We start from the raw sequence: 20,699 nt of genomic DNA, 5'->3' as shown, positions 1-20,699 counted from the left end.
CACCCAGGAGGTCGTCAAGTGCTCACAGCAGGGAACGGTGGAAGGGTTTCGGCGGTTACTGCGTCGTGATGCCGGCTTGGGCCTCGGCATCGGGATCGACGTGGGGCTCGCCGTCGACGTCGATCACCACGCGGTGGATGGTCCCGGTGAACCGGAACGGGGCGGTGTGCTCGGGACAGACCGGCAAGCCCTCGCTGTAGCCGCACGTGAGCCCGGCGCCGGTCAGCGAGAACCGCAGCGGCGTGAAGTCGGGGATCTCGCCAGTGCCGACCACCTCGCCGTCGACGAGCAGCTCGCCGGTGCCGCGGTGGTCGCCCGTGCGGGTGAACCGGAACGCCAGGCGGTGCTCGCCGGGCGGGATCACCTCCTCGCTGGTGATGCGGTGCCACTCGTAGCTCGACCGGTTGTGCGCGTAGCGCAAGCGGTCGTCTTCGACGTACAGCACCCAGCCTCCGAGCCCGGACCCCTGCGACGCCAACACCCCCTCGAGCCCGCCACCCCCCTCTGGCCCCCCACCTGCCCCCGCAGCCTCCGCCGCCGCGGCCCCTCGGCCCTGTGCAACCCCTCCAACCCCCGAGCTGTGAGCACTTGACCACCCCCCAGGTGGTTGCGTGCTCACAGCAGCGGGGTTTTCGGGGACCACCACCTCGGCGGTCACGACGTGCGACCGGTTCCGGACGTTGGCGGCCAACGCCTCGGGGACCGGTGGACGGTCGGGGCGGTACACATAGCGGTTGCGCGGCGGGATCGACGGGTGGCGACCCTCGAACAGCTCGCCGAACGGCGCGCAGTCGAGCGGCAGGACCTGGTTGCGCTCCGCTTCCTCCCACCACCACTCGACCATCGCCCCCAGGCGCTCGGGCTCGACCGACGCCAGGTCGTGGCACTCCGACGGGTCGACGGCCACGTGGTACAGCTCCCACTGGTCGTCCTCGAGCGGGGTGCGCTCATCGGCGATCGGGTGCCACGTGACGGCTTTCCACCCGTCGTCGTACAACGCCCGGCAGCCGAACATCTCGTAGTACTGGCGGGTGTGGCGGTCCGGCGCCGCGGCGTCGCCGAACGTGGCCTCGAAGCTCACCCCGTCGAGGTGCCGTTGCACGACGCCCCGCAGTTCGGTCGGCGACTCCACGCCCGCCGCTTCGAGCACGGTCGGAAAGAGGTCGATCGCATGGACGTACTGGCGGCGCAGGCCGTCGCCCCGCTCGTCGGCGCCGATCCCCGCCGGCCAGTGCACCAGCAGCGGGTCGGCCACGCCGCCTTCGTGGACCTCGCGCTTCCACCGGCGAAACGGCGTGTTCCCGGCGACCGTCCACCCCCACGGGTAGTTGTTGTGGCACCACGGCCCACCGATCTGCTCCAACCGGATCAGCCCTTCTTCGAGCGTCGACGGTGCCAAGTTCCAGTTGCGGATGTCGTTGGTCGATCCGCCCGGTCCGCCTTCGGAGCTGGCGCCGTTGTCGGAAAGCACCACGAGCAACGTGTTGTCGAGCTCACCCCGTTCGGCCAGGAAGCTCACGAAGCGGCCCAGCTCGTGGTCGGTGTGCGCCAGGAAGCCGGCGAACGCCTCCATGTAGCGGGCGTAGAGCCGCTGCTGGTCGGCCGACAACGACGACCACGCGGGCACCCAATCGGGCCGAGGCGACAACTCGGTGCCGGCGGGGACGATCCCGGCGGCGAGCTGGCGGGCGAACGTGGCGTCGCGCCATGCATCCCACCCGCCGTCGAAACGACCGCGCTCGGCCTCGACCCACGACGGCGGTGGCTGGTGCGGCGAGTGGCAGGCGCCCGGGCACAAGTAGAGGAAGAACGGCTTGTCGGCGTCGACCGCCCGCAGGTCGTCGACCAGACCCATGGCCTGGCCGACCAGGTCGGTGGTGAGGTGGTAGCCGTCCTCCCAGCGCCCCGGCGGCGCGACCACGTGGTTGTCGCACAGCAGCGCGGGGGCGAACTGGTGCGTCTCGCCCTCGAAGAACCCGTAGAACCGTTCGAAGCCACGGCCGAGCGGCCACCGCTCCCGGGTTGCCCCGACATGGCACTCCTCGACGGGCGTCAAGTGCCACTTGCCCACGGCCCAGGCCGCATAGCCGGCGTCGACCAGCACCTCGGACAACATCCCGTTGGCGTGCGGGATGCGGGCGTCATAACCAGGGAACCCGGTGGCCAGCTCGATGATGCGGCCCATGCCGTTGGCGTGGTGGTTGCGGCCGGTGAGCAGGCAGGCCCGGGTGGGCGAGCACAGCGATGTGGTGTGGAAGTTCGTGTATCGCAGGCCGCGCTCGGCGAGTGCGTCGAGGTTCGGGGTGCGCAAGTCGGAGCCGAAGCATCCGAGCTGCGCGAAGCCGACGTCGTCGAGCACCATCAGGACCACGTTCGGCGCACCTCGCCGGGCCCGTCTGGGCGAGCTCCACGACGGCACCGCGTCGCGGGCGTACCTGGCGATCACCCCATCGAACGACGCTGCGTCACCCACCTGCTCTCACCCCCTCGACGGAGCGGTCACCGACCGCCGAAGAAGCCGCGGTGGACCATGCGGGCGACGGTGTCGAGCAGATCATCGGTGTCGAGCGGGATGCCGCGAGCGACGACCAGATACGCGTAGCGCTCGACCATCGCCAACATCGCGGCGGCGGCCAGCCCGGTGGACGGGTCGTCGCGGCCGGCGGCCGGGCTGGAGGCCTCCGCCAGGCGGGCCTGCAACGAGCGTCGGATGCTGGTGAACGCCTCGGTTCCTCGCGCGGCGAGACGGCGGTCGACGTGGCGTCGCTCCATGAACACGCGGATGACCGCGCCCCACCGTTCGTACGTCTCGAAGAACCGTGCCACCCATGCCCGCACTTCCCGGAAGCCGGCCTCGCCAGGCTCGACGGGCCCCAGCCCGACGGCGAGCTCCACCACTTCCTCGACGCATTCCTCCGCCAGCGCGCGGAGCAGGTCGTCCTTGTCGGTGAAGTACAGGTAGAACGTGCCGTGCGAGACGGCGGCCTCCTGCACGATGTCGTCGATACGAGCGGCCTGGTGACCTTGACGGGCCACGACATCGCGACCGGCGTCGAGGAGGCGGGCCATGGTCTGGCGGCCCCGGGTCCGCAACACCCGCTCGCTGGCGGGGGTGCCGAGCGCACGCGACATCGCGAGGTCGGCGACTTCTTCGTCCTCGCCGGCTTCGTCGCCGAGCTTCGCTCCTGGCACTGGGACTCCCTGTACCTGACAACGGCGTCAGGTAAGCAACGGTAACATCCGCCCGATGGACCGACCACGGGCACTCGTGACCGCACCGTTTCGAGGCCCTGGCCTCGAAACGCTCGCCAAGGTGGCCGAGCCGATCCTCGATCCGTGGATCGACCACCAGCCGCTGCGGCTGTACGGCGCGGCCGATCTCGCCGCGCGGATCGAGGGCGAAGGCGCGACCGTCGTGATCTGCGAGGCCGACGAGTGCAAGGGCCCGGTGCTCGATCTGCCCCTGGTGGCCATCGGCTCGACGCGGGGCGACCCCACCAACGTCGACGTGGCCGGCGCCACGGCCAAGGGCATCCCGGTGCTGCACGCGCCCGGCCGCAACGCCGACGGGGTGGCCGAGCTCACGGTCGCCCTGCTGTTCGCCGTGAACCGGCACCTGCTCCCCGCCGACCGCGACGTCCGCACGAACCAGGTGTTCGCCGGCGGCTCCATCCCCTACCAGCGGTTCCGGGCCTGGCAGCTCGCCGGCCGCACGGCCGGGATCGTCGGCCTTGGTGCCGTCGGTCGCGCCACAGCCTGGCGACTCGAGGGACTCGGGATGCGGGTCATCACGGCCGACCCGTTTGCCCCCGACGCCACCCACGACCTGGACTCCCTGCTCGCGGAAGCCGATGTGGTGTCGATGCACGCGGCCGTCACCCCCGAGAGCGCCGGGATGATCGGCGCCGCACAAGTGGCCAAGATGCGTGACGGCGCGGTCTACCTCAACACCGCACGTGCCGGCCTGCACGACCTCGACGCGCTGGTCGACGGGCTGCGCAGCGGCAAGCTCGGCGGCGCGGGCCTCGACCACTTCCAAGGCGAGGCGCTGCCGGAGGGCCATCCGTTGCTCACGATGGACAACGTGGTGCTCACCCCGCACATCGGTGGCGCCACCTACGACACGGAGGCGAACCACTCGGCGATCATCGCCGACGACCTCGTTCGGCTCCTCTCCGGCGAGCGCCCCCTCCACATCGCGAACCCCGAGGTGCTGTCATGACCATGAAGGCCCAAGCCACGCGCCAGGCCGTGCTCGAGACCGCACAGGCCTTGTTGCGCAAGGGCCTCGTCGAGGGGACGTCGGGCAACGTGTCGGGACGCGACCCCGACGGCTCGGTCGTGCTCACCCCGTCGTCGGTGCCGTACGACACGATGACGCTCGACGACCTCGTGGTGTGCAGCCTGGACGGCGACGTGCTCGACGGCGTGCGCGGGCCCACCAGCGAGAAGGCGCTGCACCTCGAAGTGCTGCGCCGCTACCCCGAGATCGGCGGCGTGATCCACCTCCACCCGATCTACGCCACGATGTTCGCCCTGATCCACGAGCCGATCCCCGCGGTGATCGAGGAAGTCGTGGTGTACATCGGCGGCGACGTGCCGATCGCCGAGTACCGCACGACCGGCACCGACGACCTGGGCGCGGAGGCCGCCCGCCACCTCGGCGACCGCAGCGCGGTGCTGCTCGCCAACCACGGCATGGTGGTGGTCGGCAAGGACCCGGCCGAAGCACTGCACCACGCCGGGGTGGTCGAGCGAACTGCCCAGATCGTGTGGGGTGCCCGCCAAGTCGGCGAGATCGTGCCGATCCCCCAGAAGGTGAACGACGACTTCGCAGGGGTGTACCGCCTGCTTCGTGGGATCTGATCGCCGTGCCCGAACGATCCGGTCGCAGGCCCGGATCCCGACCCGCCGCTGCATCGACCGACGGGGCGATCCAGCCTCCCGGTCGCCGCCCCGTCGGGGGGCCAGGGGCTCCGGCCCAGGGGCGCGAGCTGCGCACCCGGGGCAAGCGCACCGTCCGCCGGTTGCTCGATGCCGCCGTGAAGGTGTTCGCGGCGAAGGGCTATCACGCCGCCCGGGTCGACGACATCGTGCGCCGCGCTCGCCTGTCGCACGGCACCTTCTACTTGTACTTCGCCAACAAGGAAGACATCTTCGGCGTGCTGACCGCCGACGTCGCCGAGCAGATGTCGGCCCTGGTCCACTCGCTGGACCCGTTCGAACCAGGCCCCGACGGCGTCGACGCGCTGCGCAAGTGGTTGGCCGAGTTCGCCGAGTTGTACTCCCACTATGGGCCGGTGATCCGGGCATGGACCGAGGCCGAAGCCGACGGTTCGGAGTTCGGGCAGCTCGGCAACCAGATGCTCGGTGAGCTGGCGGTGGCGTTCGCGCGACACGTCGACGCCAGCCCGGCGAAGAAGCTCGACCCCGACGTCGCCAGCTTGGCGCTGCTGGCGATGATCGAGCGGTTCAACTACTACGGCGTGTCGGGCCAGCTCCGGCTCGACCCCGAGCGGACGATCGACGCCCTGGCGATCGCCGTCCACGACAGCTTGTTCGGCAGATCCGCTCGATCCAGCCGTCGAGAAACCTGACACGCGTGTTAGGTTTCCGCCACGGCATTGGGGATGTCGTCTCATCGGGGGAGGAACAGATGCGTCTGCGTCCATGGCGAACTGCCGGCACGATCCTGCTCGCCGGGCTGCTCGTCGGCCTGCCGGCCGCATGCAGCAACTCGAAGTCGAACACGTCGACGTCGACCAAACCCGGCCAGACGTGCCAGAGCCCCAATGAACGACAAGGTGTCAGCGCCACGGAGATCCGCATCGGCGGCATGGCGTCCAAGACCAACCCGCTGGGCTTCGACTACAGCCAAGCGTGGTCGGGCGCCGAGGCCTACTTCGACATGGTCAACTCGAAAGGCGGCGTGTTCGGGCGCAAGCTGAACCTCGTCGACAAGGAAGACGACCAGGCCCTCAACAACACGCAAGCCACCCAACGCCTCATCACCCAAGCCAACGTGTTCGCAGTGGCACCGGTGGCCTCGCTGCTGTTCACGGGCGGCAACTTGCTCGCCCAGAACTGCATCCCCACCTTCGGCTGGAACATCAACCCGCAGTGGTCGTCGGGCCCGAGCCTGTTCGGTGACAAGGGCTCGAACTTGAACTTCAAAGCGCCCAGCACCGGCGCGGCCTGGCTCACCAAGAAGCTCGGCAAGAAGAAGGTCGCGATCCTCGCGTACAACATCGACGAGTCAAAGCAGTGCGCGACCGGTATCACGAACACGTACAAGCACTTCCCGGTGGCCAAGGTGGCCTTCACGGACTCCGCAGTCCCGTACCCCGTCACCGATCTCAGCGGCGACGTCTCGGCCATGAAGCGCGCAGGGGTCGACATCGTGGCCGCTTGCGTCGACGTCAACGGGATGGGCGCCATCGCGCGCGAGATGCGCAAGCAGAACTTCAACGCCACGATGTACCTGCCCGACGGCTACTACGACCAGATCAAGACCGACCCCAACTTCAACGGCTCCTACGTGCTCACGTTCTTCACGCCCCTCGAGACGAAGAACCCGCCCCCCGGGCTGCGCGACTTCCTCACGTGGATGAAGAAGCGCAACGCGCCGGTCAGCGAAATCTCACTGTCGGGCTGGATCTCCGCGGACATGTTGGTCACCGGCATCAAGGCCGCCGGCAAGGACTTCACCCGCTCGAAGGTGGTCGCCGCGCTGAACGGGATGACCGACTACTCGGCAAACGGGATCCTCCCACCCATCGACTGGACCATCGCCCACACCGACAAGTGGAACCCCGGGTGCGCGGCGTACTCCGTCGTGCGGAACGGGAAGTTCGTCCCCCAGTTCGCCAAGGACGGCAAGCCGTTCCTCTGCTTCCCCTCCAACCTCCCGGCCGGCCAACCACCGGAGCCGTCCTACAAGTCGTGACCGCCGGTCGCCTCGGCGTCTCGACCACACTGCTGTCGACTAGATGACCGAATTCCTGACCCACATCATCCAAGGCGTGCCGATCGGGTGCGTGTACGCGCTCATGGCTGTCGGCCTGGTGCTCACGTACAAGACCTCAGGCGTCTTCAACTTGGCGTACGGCGCGCAGGCGTTCGTGTCGGGCGTCGTGTTCTACAAGCTGCGGGTCACGTCGCACTGGTCGGTGGTGCCGGCCGCGATCGTGGCCATCGTGGTCATCGGTCCGCTGCTGAGCTTGCTCATCGGGCGCGGGTTGTTCCACTACCTGCGCAGCTCGACGGCACTCGCACGGCTGGTCACCACGTTGGGGCTGCTGATCGCCATCCCCGCGTTCGTGCAGGTGTTCGTGGGGCAGACGCCGCTCCAACACCCACCCGGCCTCGCACCCGGTGGCCACGGCGGCGCGTTCCCGTGGACCAACGTGCCCGTGTACCACTTCAGCCAGTTCTACTGGGACCAGAATCAGGTGATCACCATCATCGCCACCGTGGTGGTGGCGGCCGGGCTCACCGCCATGTTCCGGTGGACGGGCGTCGGCCTCGGGATGCGGGCCGTCGCCGAGAGCCACCGCATGACCGAGCTGAGCGGCGTGAACGCAGATCGGGTCTCGGGGGTGTCGTGGCTGCTTTCGGGGCTCCTCGCCGGCCTGACCGGCGTGTTGATGGCACCCCTGTTCGAGCAAGTGATCGCCGACTTCTACTTCGCCCTGCTGGTGGCCGCGATCGCAGCCTGCGTCTTTGCCCGCTTGTCGAGCGTGCCGCTGGCGTTCGCCGGCGGTATCGGGCTCGGCGCGATCCAAGAGCTCTTCTCGGGCTACCTGCCGCACAGCAGCGTGCTGTTCACGGGTCTGCGCCCGTCGCTCCCGTTCGTCGTGCTGGTGGTGCTGCTGATCGCGCTGCCCGGCCTCGCTCGCCGCCGTGAGCTGGCCGACCCCCTGGCCGGCGTCGATCCACCGCCACCCCCACCCGCGGCCGTCGACCGGCCGGCGTGGGCCACAGTCGGCACCCGCATGGCGGGCTCGGGCGCGCTGATCGCTCTGGTCGTGCTCACGTTGTTCGTGCTGAACGAGGTGTGGGTGGGTCGGATGACCGAAGGGGTGATCTACAGCATCATCTTCTTGTCGATCACCGTGGTCACCGGCATGGCCGGCCAGATCTCGTTGTGCCAGGCGACCTTCGCCGCGACCGGCGCGTTCACCGTCGGCCAACTCGTCCACAACCAGAACATGTCGGTGCTGTTGGCACTGGTGCTCGGCATGTTGCTGTCGGCAGCGGTGGGCGCGATCGTGGCGATCCCCGCGCTGCGCCTCGCGGGCATCTACGTCGCGCTGGCCACGCTGGCGTTCGCCTTGTTGTTCGACAACGTCCTCGCACCCTTGTCGTGGGTCGGCCACGGGTCCACGCCGCTGACGGTCGCACGCCCGGTCATCGGCCCGTTCGACTTCGGCTACCCGTTGCACGACCGCTCCTACTTCGTGCTGTGCCTGTTGTTCCTCGGCATCGCCGGTGGCGCAGTCCTGCTGATCAGCAAGGGCACCACTGGTCGATACCTCAACGCCATCCGCGGCAGCGAACGCGCCGCCTCGTCGATCGGCATCAACCCGGTCCGCGCCAAGATCACCGCGTTCGCCGTGTCCGGCGCCCTGGCCGGCCTCGGCGGTGGGCTGCTGGCCAGCTACCGCACCGCGGCGAACCCAACCGACTTCGTCTATCTGCTCGGCCTGTTCTGGGTGCTCATCGTGGTCACGATCGGGTCCCAGTCGGTGTTCGGTGCCATCGCCGCGGGCTTCTCGTTCGCGCTCGTGCCCGAGATCATCAACTCGCTCGGCATCTCGAACCAGTTGCTGTGGAGCGAGGTGCTGTTCGGCCTCGGCATCATCACGTACGTGAAGTACCCCGAGGGGATCATCGAGGCCCAGACACGCGGCGCCATCCGGGGCGTGGCCCGGCTCCTCGGCATGGGCGACCACGATCGTGGCGAGGTGCGCGGTGCGCTCGCGTCGACCGAGGAAGCATCGTGACGGACACCCATCTGCTCGACGCCGTCGACGTGAGCCGGCGCTTCGGCGGCGTGTCCGCACTGAACGGCGTGACGCTGCACGCCGACGAAGCCGAGATCGTCGGGCTCATCGGGCCCAACGGCGCCGGCAAGTCCACGTTCTTCGACTGCATCTACGGCACGATCCGCCCCAACTCGGGGCGGATCACGTTCGCGGGGCGCGACTTGTCGTTGCAGCCTGAGTACCGCCGGTCCCGCCTCGGCCTCGGTCGCACCTTCCAACGCATCGAGCTGTTTCCGGGCATGACCGCTTGCGACCACTTGCTCGTGGCGGGGCGGAGTCAGCAGCGCGACGGCGGCGTGCTGCGTGACCTCGCCGGCCGCGGCCGGATCACGCAAGCGGAGCGAGACGAAGCGCTCGGCGTGCTCGAGATGCTCGGGATCGCCGACGAAGCCGAGCGTCCCATCGAGGCCCTGAGCCTCGGGCACGGCCGTCTGGTCGAGCTGGGTCGGGCGCTCATGACCAAGCCCCGCTTGTTGCTGCTCGACGAGCCGTCGTCGGGCCTCGACCGCGCCGAGACCACGGCCATGGTCGACGTGCTGCGGCTCGTGCGCGAACGGCACCACACCGCGATCGTGCTGGTCGAGCACGACGTCGAGATGGTCGCGGAAGTAACCGAGCGGGTGTACGTCCTCGACATCGGCCGCCTGATCGCCGAAGGCCCGACCAACGATGTGCTCGACGACCCCATCGTCCGCCAGGCCTACCTCGGAGTTCCCGCATGACCGCCTTGTTGGAGCTCGACGAAGTCGAGGCCGGCTATGGCCCGTTCCGCGCGATCTTCGGGGTGTCGCTGGAGATCCAACCCGGCGAAGCGGTCGCCATGCTCGGCGCAAACGGGGCGGGCAAGACCACCATCGCCCGGGTGTGCTCGGGCCTGATCCGCCCCACAGCCGGGTCGTTCCGCTACTCGGGTCGCGAGGCCTCGCAACTCGGCGCGTACCGCCTGGCCAAGGCCGGCGTGGCCCACGCCCCCGAGGGCCGCTCGGTTTTCGCCACGCTCACGGTCGAAGAGAACCTGGCGCTGTCGTTCCGCCAGGAGATGGGCCGCGACTTCCGTGCCGGCATCGACCAGGCCTGCGAGATGTTCCCGCGGCTCGGCGAGCGGCGCCGCCAGCTCGCGGGAACGTTGTCGGGCGGCGAGCAGCGGATGCTGGCATTGGCCCGCGCGCTGGTGATCAAACCACGTCTGCTGGTGGCCGACGAGTTGTCGCTCGGGTTGGCACCCGTCACGGTCGAAGAGGTGTACCGCACGCTGGCTCGCATCAAAGAAGAGGGCACGGCGATCCTGGTGATCGAGCAGCACGTGCACCACGCGCTCGCCTTGGCCGACCAAGCGGTCGTCTTGCGTCACGGGGAGGTCAGCCACCGCGGCACCTCGACCGAAGTGGGAGCCCTCAGCGAGCAGCTGCTCCCGAGCGGCAACGGCGGTGGCGGCGCGCCGGCGACCCCTGGCGACGAGCTCGATGCCGCGGACGGCCCGCTCGGTCCGAGCGAAGCGGTCAGCGATGCGCCCGCCGCGACCACCGGGTCGGCCGGGTCGCCCCCCGCCGACGCAGCCGAGCCACCACTGCGACGCCGACGACCGCTGATCGCGGACCGCCGGGCACAGCCCGGAACCGAGCTGGCGTGAGCCCCGGCCCGCCGCCCCCGTCGCCTGCCGGACCGACCATGGACGCCGCGGTGTACCGGGCGCCGGGCGAGATCACGATCGAGGCGCGACCGGTCCCCGCCGCGGGTCCCGGCGAGCTGGTCATCGCAGTCGAGCACTGCGGGGTGTGCGGCACCGACTTGCACCTCATGTTGGAAGGGTGGGGTCGGCCAGGGTCGATCGAAGGCCACGAGTTCGCCGGCACGGTCGTCGAGGTGGGACCCGACGTCGCGGGTTGGTCCGTTGGCCAGCGCGTGGTGGGCGGGCCCGCGGCCCGTTGCGGACGCTGCCGCCACTGCCTGGCCGGTCGGCCATCGCTGTGCGCCGAGCGCGACACCCCCGGCACCCAGGTCTGGCAAGGGGCGTTCGCCGCGCTCAAGGCGATTCCGGCGGCGGAAGCCATCCGAGTGCCCGACCACCTCTCGCTTCGCGCCGCGGCGCTGGCCGAGCCGCTCGCCGTGGCCCTCCACGCGCTCACGCTCGCGCCGGTCGAGCCGGGCCAACGCGTGCTGGTGCTCGGCGGCGGTCCGATCGGTGCGCTGGCCGTCGCCGTGCTGCGCGACCGTGGCGTCGACCACGTCGTGGTGTGCGAGCCCAACCAACGTCGACGCGACTTGGCCGTGCGGGTGGGAGCCACCGCCACCTGCCTGCCGGACGAGCTCGAGGTTCCCAGCATCGCCGAGCCCGGCAAAGTGGTCGATCAGGCGGTCGACGTGGTGCTCGAGTGCTCCGGCAAGGTGCAGGCCATGGAAGCCGGGCTGGCCCAGTTGGAGCGCACCGGAACGTTGGTGCTCGTCGGTTCCGGCATCGAACCGCCTCGCTTCGACCCGAACCGCATCGTGCTCAACGAGCTCGTGGTCACCGGGGCGTTCTGCTACGACGCCGGCGGCTTCCACGACGCCGTCGACCTGCTGGCCTCGGGGCGCCTGCCGGTCGACGACTTGATCGAACCCGCCGACGTCGGCCTGCACGGCTTGCTCGGTGCGCTTCGCGGGCTGGCCGCGGGCGACATCGCCGGCAAGGTGCTGGTCGACCCGAGACTCGGAGCCACCCATGCCTGACGCACCACCCCGGCTGAACCACGTCGCGCTCTCGCTGCCCCCGGCGGCACTCGAGCCCGAAGGCCGTGCCGAGATCGTCGAGTTCTACGGCGACGTGTTCGGATGGCGTGAATACCCGCAGCTCACCCGAGACGGCCAGCTGCTCGTGCTGGGTCTCGCCACGTACGACCAGTTCGTGTACCTGCTGTCGGACGATGACCCACTGCGGGCGCCGCGCACCGACCACTTCGGCCTGTCGGTGGCCACCCGCGCGGAGTTCGACGCGCTGCTCACGAAAGTGAAGCAGAAGCAGGCCGGCGACCCCCGCATCGATCTCGACGACCACACCGTCGACGACCAGGAAGTCGTGAAGATCCACAGCTTCTACGTCCACCACCTGTTGCCGCTGACGGTGGAAGTGCAGTGGTGGGAGTTCCCCTCGGCGCCGTGAGAAGGCGCCGGGCGGCGCTCAGGACTCCGCGAATCGGCGCAGCAGACCGCGGGCGATCACCAGGCGCTGGATCTCGTTGGTGCCCTCGCCGATGATCATCAGCGGCGCGTCGCGGTAGTAGCGCTCGACCGGGAAGTCCTTGGTGTAGCCGTAACCGCCGTGGATCCGCATGGCTTCGGTGGCCAGTTCGAACGCGGTCTCCGACGCGAACAGCTTGGCCATGCCGGCTTCGACGTCGGCGCGCTCGCCGGCTTCGAACTTGGCGGCGGCGGAGTACGTGAGCAGGCGGGCTGCTTCGAGCTTGGTTCCCATCTCTGCCAACTTGAACTGGATCGCCTGGTGCTGGTTGATCGGCACGCCGAACGTCTCGCGCTCCGCCGCGTAGCTCATCGCCGCGTCGAACGCGGCCCGGGCCACCCCGACACCACGGGCGGCGATGTTGATGCGGCCCAACTCGAGCGACGACAGGATCTGGCGCAGCCCGTGACCGAGCGACTCGGCGCCGCCCAAGATGTTCGCCGCGGGCAGCCGGTGACCGTCGTACGCGACTTCGACCGTCTCGAGGCCTTTGTAGCCGAGCTTGTCGATGGCCCGGCTGACGGAGATCCCCTCGAACGACGGGCCGGGCTCCTTTTCGACGATGAAGCACGTGATGCCCTCGGGGGCCCGAGCCGCCAGCGCCACGAGGTTGGCCCGCTCGCCGTTGGTCACCCACATCTTCGTGCCGTCGATGACGTAGTCGTCGCCGTCGGGCGTGGCCCGGCACTTGATGTTCTTCGTGTCCGAGCCGGCGTCGGGCTCCGACAACGAGAAGGCCGATCGCCACTCACCTGTCGCCATCTTGGGCAGCCACCGCTCTCGCTGCTCGGGTGTCCCGAACCGGCGGATCAAGGTGGCCGCGATCATGTGCGTGTTGAGCACACCCGACAGCGACATCCAGCCGTAAGCCAACTCCTCGATCACCCGGGCGTACGTGGTGACGTCGAGGTCGAGGCCGCCGTACTCCTCGGGGATCATCGAGCCGAAGAGGCCGAATGCCTTCATCTGTTCGACCATGGCCTCGGGGAACTCGTCGGCGTGCTCGAAGCGCGACGCGTTGGGAATCACCTCGGCCGACACCCATCGCCGCAGCGTGGAGATCAGGTCGTCGGCGGTGGCGGCATCGATCGGCATGGGTCCAGATTCTCCTCGGCGCGCGAGCTGACGAAGACGTCGGCGAGCGTAGCCCTGGGCGCCGCTCACTCGATGCGCTCGAGCACCGCCTCGAACAGCACGTGGTACGACCAGCGCAGCCGCGGGCCGTCACGCCAGCGGCGAACCGTCACCCCGGGCAGCCCCTCCGGTCGCAGCACCAGCGCGCCGCCCTCGAACGTGGCGGCCACATGGATCTCGGTGGAGAAGTCGGCGGCCATCACGTCGTTCACTCCGTGCTCGACCACGCCATCGACCACCATGTCGTGCACGACCCCGCCACCGGTGACCACCAGCCGGTTCCCGGCCTGCTCGATCCGCTCGACGTGATGCCAGATGGGATGGTCGGCGGCGAGCGCGCCACCGTCGGGCGCGGAGGCGTCGACCACTTTCCACGTGCCGCGCAGATCCGGCGCTCCGTCGACGAGCGGTTCGTCGCTTGCGCCCAGCACCGGCGGGGGCATGGTGTCGCCGTAGCCACCCGGTGGCGTGTGCGCCACGGGGATCTCGGCCAGGCCCGTCACCCGGTCACCTCGGTCATCGCGAACAGCCACTGGCTCTCCAACCCTGATTCGCGGTAGCGCCCGATGGTGGCGGCCACTTCGGGGTCGCCGGCAAGGCGCACGTAGTCGACCCGCGACGGATACCGCATGATGCCGACGAACTGGAAGTGCTCGCCGCCTTCGCCGATCACTTGCGAGTCGATGTTGGCCGCCAGCACGAACGTGCCGCCGCGGGCCTCCACGAACTCCTTCATCGCGACCGAGTACTTCCACACCGCTTCGCGCCCAGAGAGGCCCTCGAGCTCACCGGTCGCCTGCTCCTTGAAGCTCAACATGTTGAGCATCACGACCGGTTCGTCGGGCGGGCCCGACAAGAACGCCTCGACTTGTTCCTTGGTCGGCTGCGTCGCCACGTGCTCCCCCTCGATCGGCCGCTGACCGGGTCACCGTAACTTTTGGGAGTCTGTGTTTCAATAGATGCCAGCTGAGTCGCGGGCGTTCACGGCGCGAGCAGCGCCCGCACACCAGCGACCCATGCCCGCTGGACCTGGCGCCCGGTACGACCCATGCCCGTACGGAGTTGGTCCCAGGACTCGAACGACGTGAGCGTGGTCAGCGAGCCGACGAGGTCGACGCGAGCTGCTGGTGCACGCGCCGCGAGCTCGGGGGCGAAGTGGAGGCGGGTCTGGTCCGCTTGGAAGTGCCGGACGTCGTCGAGCGCGGCCGCCAGCTCCGGGTGCTCCAAGGAACGAGCACGGGCCAGCCGCCCCACGGGGGCCACGGCGTCGTGGAGGCGGACCCGCGCCGCGACGTAACGAGTGACGCGCTGGTCGAGCGGGCCCCCGCCGATCGACGGGATCTGGAACAAGTCGTCGTAGCGGTCCATGAAGCGCCGGATCGTGTGCGCCCGCAACTCATCGAGGTCGGCGAAGTACCGGAACAGCGACGACGGCGACACCCCCGCCCGCTCGGCGACCTCCTGTGCCGTAGGTGGTGCGTGGCCGCTCTGGATCAGGTCGACCATGGCGTCGATGACGGCGAGTCGGCCCCGCTCCCGTCGAGCGCGACGCCCATCGAGCTCACCCAGCCGCGCAGTCATGGCGGCAGGATAGGCCCTGCCAGGGCGCGGCCCCGGCGATCGTGGCAAACTATTGGGAGTCTCACTCCCAACACACACGAAGGGCGGACGGGGGTCACGCGATGACGAGAGCAGCACAGTTCCACGGCCGGATCGGCCGCACCGTGGCCGATTCGGAGCCGTGGTTCGACGATCCGCCGCACCCCGGCGACGACGCGCCCAACGTGGTGATCATCCTGCTCGACGACACCGGGTTCGCCCAGCTCGGCTGCTACGGCTCCGACATCGAAACGCCCCACATCGACGCCCTCGCGGCTGCCGGGCTGCAGTTCACGAACTTCCACGTGACCCCGCTGTGCTCCCCCACCCGCGCCGCGCTGCTCACCGGCCGGGCCAACCACGCGGTGGGCATGCGCACGGTGTCGAACTTCCGCACCGGCTACCCGAGCCAGCTCGGGCATGTCACCAACCACGCGGCCACCGTCGCCGAAGTGTTGCACGACGAGGGGTACGCAACGTTCGCCGTCGGCAAGTGGCACCTCGCGCCGATGGAGCAGTGCTCGGCCGCAGGGCCGTTCGATCAGTGGCCGCTCGCCCGGGGGTTCGACCGCTTCTACGGCTTCCTCGAAGGCGAGACCGACCAGTTCCACCCCGAGCTGATCGCCGACAACCACCCCGTCGACCCACCCGGCCGGCCCGCCGACGGCTACCACCTCTCAGAGGACCTGGTCGATCGGGCGCTGGCCATGCTCGCTGACTCCAAGGGCGTCCGTCCCGACCGGCCGTTCCTCTGCTATCTCGCGTTCGGCGCGACCCACGCGCCCCACCAGGCGCCACCCGAGTACCTCGCCAAGTACCGCGGCCGCTACGACGAGGGGTGGGACGTCATCCGCCAGCGCTGGTTCGCGCGCCAGCTCGAGCTCGGCGTGATCCCACCGGGTACTGAGCTGTCGGACCGCAACCCCGGCGTCGAAGCCTGGGAGGACCTGTCGGTCAACGAGCAGCGCCTCGCCACCCGCCTCCAAGAGGCGTTCGCGGCGTTCCTCGACCACACCGACGATCAAGTCGGCCGCTTCGTCGACGGCCTGCGGCGCATGGGCGAGCTCGACAACACGCTGTTGTTCTTCATGGCCGACAACGGCGCGTCGCAAGAAGGCGGCCCGACCGGCGTGCTGCACGAGATGAAGTGGTTCAACGGCATCGTCGAGCATCCCGACGAGGCCGTGGCCCGCCTCGACGACATCGGCGGGCCCAACAGCCACACCAACTACCCGTGGGGATGGGCACAGTGCGGCAACGCGCCGTACCGCTGGTACAAGCAGAACACGCACGAGGGCGGGGTCCACGTGCCGCTCATCGTCCACTGGCCCGACGGCCTCGGCGCCAGCCACGCCGGCACCAGGCGCGACCAGTTCGTGTTCGTGTCCGACATCGTCCCGACGGTGTACGACCTGCTCGGTGTCACTGCGCCCGCCACGTTCAACGGCCTCGACCAACTGCCGGTGACCGGGGCTTCGTTCGCGCCGGTGCTCACCGACCCCGACCACCCCTCCACCAACGAGCTGCAGTACTTCGAGCAGAACGGCAGCCGGGCACTCATCGCGGGTGAATGGAAGGCGGTCTGCAAACACTGGCCCGGCGCCGACTACGACACCGAGCAATGGGAGCTCTACCACCTCGCCACCGACCGGGCCGAGGGCCACGATCTGGCGGCCAGCGAGCCTGACAAGCTCGCCGAGCTGATCGATCTGTGGTGGCAGGAAGCCGAGCGGCACGGCGTCCTGCCGCTCGATGACCGCGGGGTGGAGCTCTTCGGCGCTCGGTTCCGGGATCGGTCGCCACACCCGGCGTCGCGGCGTTACGTGTACCGGCCGCCGATGTCGCCGATGGCCGCGCAGGCCAGCGCCGCGATCGGCGGGCGCAGTTTCGACCTCACCGCGTCGGTGACCACCAAGGCGGGTGACGAAGGCGTGCTGTACGCCGTGGGCGCGCAGACATCCGGGTTGTCGATCTTCGTGCAGGGCCGGCGTCTGGTCCTCGACTACAACGCGTTCGGCGACCACACCGTGTTGGAGTCGTCGGTTGACGTGCCCGTGGGTGATGCGGACATCGGCGTCCGGCTGCGCCGGGGCGACGGGCTGGCCGGCACCGCCACCTTGGTGATCGACGGCGAGGAAGTGGCCCACGCCGAGCTGGCGCTGTTCTTGCGCATGATCTCGTCGTCGGCGTCGAGCGTGGGATCCGACCACGGCTCGGCCGTGTCGCCCCGTTACACCGGCCCGTTCCCGTTCACGGGCGAACTGCACCAGATCGTGATCCAAGCCAGTCCCGAGCGCTTCGCCGACATCGACGAAGCCACCGCACGAGCAGAAGCGAGCCGCCAATGACCACCGACGCCCCGAGCTACGGCGTGATCGACCGCGAGTACGGTCGCCGTCTCGCCACCACCGACCCGGCCGACGACGGTCCGGTGTGGATGGTCAACTTGATGAAGTACCGCGACGTCGCGAGCTACCCCGACGGTCATACCGACGCGAGCGGCTCCACCAGCGGGCGCGAGGCCGACGACCGGTACGCGCCGCTCGACGTGTTGGCCGACATCGGCGCGGAAGTCGTGTTCTTCGGCGACGTCGAGGACCAGTTGCTCGGCGACGAGACCGTGTGGGACCGCGTCGGCGTCGTGCGCTACCCCACCCGTCGCGCGTTCATCGAGATGCAATCGCGCGACGACTACAAGGCCAAGCACGTCCACAAGGAAGCGGGCATGGAGCGCACGTTCGTGATCGGCTGCCAACCGTTCGACTTGCCGGCCGACCTCCCCGACAAAGCCGAGGCCCCCTCGTGGGACGACGTGCCGCATCCCCCGACCCCCGACGACGGGCCGGTCATGGTGGTGCACGTGATCAAGTACGCCGAAGCCACCAGCCGCGCCGAGATGCACCACTACGAGATGGCCGCGGCGCGCTCCGCCGTGCCGGCCGGCGTGCAGATCGGCGGTTGGTTCGAAGCCGAGGGCACGATCGTGGGCGACGGCCGGACCTGGGATCAGGTGCGCTTCAACCGCTTCCCGTCGAAAGCCGCGTTCATGGACGTGGTGCTCGACCCGAAGCGGCTCGAGGCCCAACGAGCCCACCGGGCACCCGCCATGTCCGACACGTACACCATGATCGTGCGCCCGCGGATCGACCACTTGGACCGCTGACCCCGCCCCCCCTCCTCCTCCCGTTCTGGGCTGAAAATGACGCGTCCCCACGCGTAAATATCAGCCCAGAACGGGTGGGGGGGGTGAGGGTGGGGGTGGGGGGGTGTCAGGGGTCGCGGGGGAGGCCGAGCAGGCGCTCGGCGATCACGTTGCGCTGGATCTCGCTGGTGCCGCCCGCGATCGTGAGGCAGCGGTTGGCGAGAAACCCACCGACCCACGCCGCCGCGTCGCCCTCCGCGCTCGCCGACTCCGGGCCGCCGAGCAGCATGCCCACCTCCTGCACGCGCTGGTCGTGCTCGACGCCGAGCAGCTTGCGCACGCTGGCCTCAGGACCGTGCCCGTGGCCGGCGAGTGCCCGCAACGTCATCCGCATGCCGAGGGTGGCCAGCGCGTGGGCCTCGACCACCAGCTCGCCGACCTGCTCGGCGGCCTCGGGCTCGCTGCCGAATCGCGCGACGAGCGACTCGACGCCCGGCCCGAACGACGAACCGCTGCCCATCGCGACGCGCTCGTTCTCCAGCGTCGTGCGGGCCGTCCGCCAACCATCGTTCACCGCGCCGACGACGGCATCGTCGGGGACGAAGACGCCGTCGAGGAAGACCTCGTTGAACATCTCGATGCCGGTGAGCTCACGCAACGGCCGGATGTCGACGCCACCGGCCCGCACATCGACCACGAACGTGGTGAGGCCGGCGTGCTTGGGCACGTCGGGATCCGTGCGGGCGACGCACAGCCCGAAGTCCGCCACGTGGGCGAACGTGGTCCACACCTTCTGACCGTCGATCCGCCAGCCGCCGTCGACTTTGGTGGCCCTGGTGGTGACCGAGGCCAGGTCGGACCCGGCACCGGGCTCGCTGAACAGCTGGCACCAGCTGATCTCGCCGAGCAGCGTGGGCCGCACCCAACGCTCCTGCTGCTCGGTGGTGCCGTGGGCCAACAACGTGGGCAGCACCCAACCCGCGATCCCGATGTTGGGGCGGCGGACGTGCGCGGCCCGCAGCTCCTCGTCGATCACCAGCTGCTCGAGCGGGGTCGCGCTGCGGCCCCACGGCTCGGCCCAGTGCGGCGCGAGGTAGCGGTGCTCCACCAGGGCTGCGCGCCACTCCTCCTTGGGGCGTTCGGCGATCGCGGCCACGAACTCGCGCACTTCCGCCCGGGCGGCCTCGGCCGCAGCCGGGTCGGCGATGTCGTCGGGGTCGAGGCGAAGGCTGCGACGCGCGCCGGCGGCGGCCAGCGCGGCGGCACGTCGGTCCCACTGCGACGGCGGCCCGGCGAGCAGGCGGTCGGCCGCAGCCCGCTTCAAGAAGATGTGGGCGTCGTGCTCCCAGGTGAACCCGATGCCGCCGAGGATCTGCACGGCGTCTTTGGCGCAGCGGAAGAACGCCTCGGGACCCAGCGCGGCCGCCGCCACCATCGCGATCTGCTCGCTGCCAGTACCGGTGCCGCCGCCGGAGGAGCCGTCCGCAGCCGCAGCTGCAGCCGCGTCCGATCCGCCCGAGCCACGCTGGCCGCCCGGCCCTCCATCTGCCGCCGCCAGCTCGTCGGCAGCGCGAAGCCCGTCCCACACGGCAGCCCGCGCCAGCTCCACGCGGCACAACATGTCGGCACAGCGGTGCTTGACACCTTGGAACTGCCCGATCGGCCGGCCGAACTGCACTCGCTCGCGGGCCCATGCCGCGGCGGTGTCGGTGCACCAGGCGGCACCGCCGAGCGACTCGGCCGCCAGCAACAAGGCGCCGACGGTCTCGACCCAACCGGGAAACGGCTCGGGTCCGAGCAACGCGTCGGGGTCCGAGCCGGCGCCAGACGGGAACACCGCGTCGATCCGCCCGACCCGCCGCGTGCGGTCGACCGAGGCGAGTGGCGCGGCGCTTGCGTCGACCACCGCCCACTGCGTGGTCGGCGGTTCCGCGCGCTCCGGCGGCACGACGGGTACCACGATCACGTCGGCAAGCTGGGCCCCCAACACCGGGCTGCCCGGCGGGCCGAACGCCACCGCACCGACCTTGTCACCGGTGGCCAACGCCTGCAGCAGATCGGCGTGACGCTTGGTGCCCATGCGGGTCAGCACGGCGGCCGCCAGCACGCTGGGCAGGAACGGACCGGGCGCGCAGGCTCGCCCCAACTCCTCGAGCACCACACCCAACTCGGCCAGCCCGAAGCCCGACCCGCCGGCCGATTCAGGCACGTGGAGACCGAGCCAGCCGAGATCGGCGAGCTCAGCCCAGTACGACGGCAACCCTGGCGCGTCCGCATCGAGGCACGCCCGGGCCTCGGTCAGGACCTCCCGCTCGCGAACCCATCGCGCCGCAGCGTCGTGCAGCGCAAGGTGCGCGTCGTTCACCCGGCGCGTTCGACCGTGATGGCCGAGGTCGGGCAGCCGTCGGCCGCGTTCAGGATCGCTTCCTCGGCGTCGCCGTCGGGATCGACCACGATGGCCTTGCCGTCGTCGTCGAGGTCGAACGTCGCCGGCGCCCAGAACGCGCAGTTGCCCGAGCCGATGCAGGCGTCGTGGTCGATCCGAATGTCGAAGCGCATC

The 20,699-nt window shown here is 69.9% G+C and carries 19 protein-coding genes; 11 read left to right on the top strand and 8 right to left on the bottom strand.

Annotated features, from left to right (window positions below; genetic code table 11):
* Positions 1-55 precede the first annotated feature (55 nt).
* On the bottom strand, positions 56-2,473 hold the full coding sequence (locus tag VHA73_09145; protein HVX18186.1) for an arylsulfatase: 2,418 nt from the start codon (positions 2,471-2,473) through the stop codon (positions 56-58).
* 26 nt (positions 2,474-2,499) lie between these two features.
* Positions 2,500-3,192, bottom strand: a complete 693-nt coding sequence (locus tag VHA73_09140; protein ID HVX18185.1) for a helix-turn-helix domain-containing protein — start codon at positions 3,190-3,192, stop codon at positions 2,500-2,502.
* Positions 3,193-3,247: 55 nt separating this feature from the next.
* On the opposite strand from VHA73_09140, the gene VHA73_09135 reads away from it, so the two are divergent.
* From VHA73_09135 to VHA73_09095, 9 genes are all read left to right on the top strand, one after another.
* Positions 3,248-4,222, top strand: coding sequence for an NAD(P)-dependent oxidoreductase (locus tag VHA73_09135; protein ID HVX18184.1), 975 nt, complete (start codon positions 3,248-3,250; stop codon positions 4,220-4,222).
* Positions 4,219-4,866, top strand: a complete 648-nt coding sequence (locus tag VHA73_09130; protein ID HVX18183.1) for a class II aldolase/adducin family protein — start codon at positions 4,219-4,221, stop codon at positions 4,864-4,866. The genes VHA73_09135 and VHA73_09130 overlap by 4 nt, the downstream gene beginning before the upstream one ends.
* Before the next feature lie 161 nt (positions 4,867-5,027).
* Complete coding sequence (locus VHA73_09125; protein ID HVX18182.1) at positions 5,028-5,597, top strand: helix-turn-helix domain-containing protein; 570 nt, start codon at positions 5,028-5,030, stop codon at positions 5,595-5,597.
* 59 nt (positions 5,598-5,656) lie between these two features.
* Positions 5,657-6,946: an ABC transporter substrate-binding protein gene (locus tag VHA73_09120; GenBank protein HVX18181.1), complete on the top strand. Its 1,290-nt coding sequence runs from the start codon at positions 5,657-5,659 to the stop codon at positions 6,944-6,946.
* A 43-nt stretch (positions 6,947-6,989) separates the two neighbouring features.
* Positions 6,990-9,005 (top strand): ABC transporter permease, encoded by a 2,016-nt coding sequence (locus tag VHA73_09115; protein ID HVX18180.1) that lies wholly within the window; start codon positions 6,990-6,992, stop codon positions 9,003-9,005.
* On the top strand, positions 9,002-9,769 hold the full coding sequence (locus tag VHA73_09110; GenBank protein ID HVX18179.1) for an ABC transporter ATP-binding protein: 768 nt from the start codon (positions 9,002-9,004) through the stop codon (positions 9,767-9,769). The genes VHA73_09115 and VHA73_09110 overlap by 4 nt, the downstream gene beginning before the upstream one ends.
* Positions 9,766-10,677, top strand: coding sequence for an ABC transporter ATP-binding protein (locus tag VHA73_09105; protein HVX18178.1), 912 nt, complete (start codon positions 9,766-9,768; stop codon positions 10,675-10,677). Before VHA73_09110 ends, VHA73_09105 begins: the two co-directional genes overlap by 4 nt.
* Before the next feature lie 38 nt (positions 10,678-10,715).
* Positions 10,716-11,756, top strand: a complete 1,041-nt coding sequence (locus VHA73_09100; protein HVX18177.1) for an alcohol dehydrogenase catalytic domain-containing protein — start codon at positions 10,716-10,718, stop codon at positions 11,754-11,756.
* Positions 11,749-12,186 carry a hypothetical protein gene (locus VHA73_09095; GenBank protein HVX18176.1) on the top strand — a complete coding sequence of 146 codons (438 nt, stop codon included), beginning with the start codon at positions 11,749-11,751 and terminating at the stop codon, positions 12,184-12,186. Before VHA73_09100 ends, VHA73_09095 begins: the two co-directional genes overlap by 8 nt.
* A gap of 18 nt (positions 12,187-12,204) precedes the next feature.
* Here the strand turns inward: VHA73_09095 and VHA73_09090 are convergent, their stop codons facing one another.
* The 4 genes from VHA73_09090 to VHA73_09075 all read right to left on the bottom strand — a co-directional run bounded on the left by VHA73_09090 (position 12,205) and on the right by VHA73_09075 (position 14,979).
* Entirely contained in the window at positions 12,205-13,359 is a 1,155-nt protein-coding gene (locus tag VHA73_09090; protein HVX18175.1) for an acyl-CoA dehydrogenase family protein, read from the bottom strand.
* A gap of 65 nt (positions 13,360-13,424) precedes the next feature.
* Positions 13,425-13,901, bottom strand: coding sequence for a hypothetical protein (locus tag VHA73_09085; protein HVX18174.1), 477 nt, complete (start codon positions 13,899-13,901; stop codon positions 13,425-13,427).
* Complete coding sequence (locus VHA73_09080; protein HVX18173.1) at positions 13,898-14,293, bottom strand: hypothetical protein; 396 nt, start codon at positions 14,291-14,293, stop codon at positions 13,898-13,900. Before VHA73_09080 ends, VHA73_09085 begins: the two co-directional genes overlap by 4 nt.
* Before the next feature lie 86 nt (positions 14,294-14,379).
* A complete protein-coding gene (locus tag VHA73_09075; GenBank protein ID HVX18172.1) occupies positions 14,380-14,979 on the bottom strand; it encodes a TetR/AcrR family transcriptional regulator in 600 nt (199 codons plus the stop codon).
* Between the two features lie 101 nt (positions 14,980-15,080).
* On the opposite strand from VHA73_09075, the gene VHA73_09070 reads away from it, so the two are divergent.
* Positions 15,081-17,345: an arylsulfatase gene (locus tag VHA73_09070; GenBank protein ID HVX18171.1), complete on the top strand. Its 2,265-nt coding sequence runs from the start codon at positions 15,081-15,083 to the stop codon at positions 17,343-17,345.
* On the top strand, positions 17,342-18,160 hold the full coding sequence (locus VHA73_09065) for a hypothetical protein (protein HVX18170.1): 819 nt from the start codon (positions 17,342-17,344) through the stop codon (positions 18,158-18,160). Before VHA73_09070 ends, VHA73_09065 begins: the two co-directional genes overlap by 4 nt.
* 106 nt (positions 18,161-18,266) lie before the next feature.
* Here the strand turns inward: VHA73_09065 and VHA73_09060 are convergent, their stop codons facing one another.
* Entirely contained in the window at positions 18,267-20,504 is a 2,238-nt protein-coding gene (locus VHA73_09060; GenBank protein ID HVX18169.1) for an acyl-CoA dehydrogenase, read from the bottom strand.
* Positions 20,501-20,698, bottom strand: a complete 198-nt coding sequence (locus VHA73_09055; GenBank protein HVX18168.1) for a ferredoxin — start codon at positions 20,696-20,698, stop codon at positions 20,501-20,503. Before VHA73_09055 ends, VHA73_09060 begins: the two co-directional genes overlap by 4 nt.
* Position 20,699 lies beyond the last annotated feature (1 nt).

It is taken from the genome of Acidimicrobiales bacterium, from assembly GCA_035547835.1.
In the GTDB taxonomy this organism is placed as follows: Bacteria; Actinomycetota; Acidimicrobiia; order Acidimicrobiales; family Iamiaceae; genus DASZTW01.
Note: the sequence above shows the minus strand (reverse complement) of the source record. Positions and strands in the feature narration are given on the sequence as shown.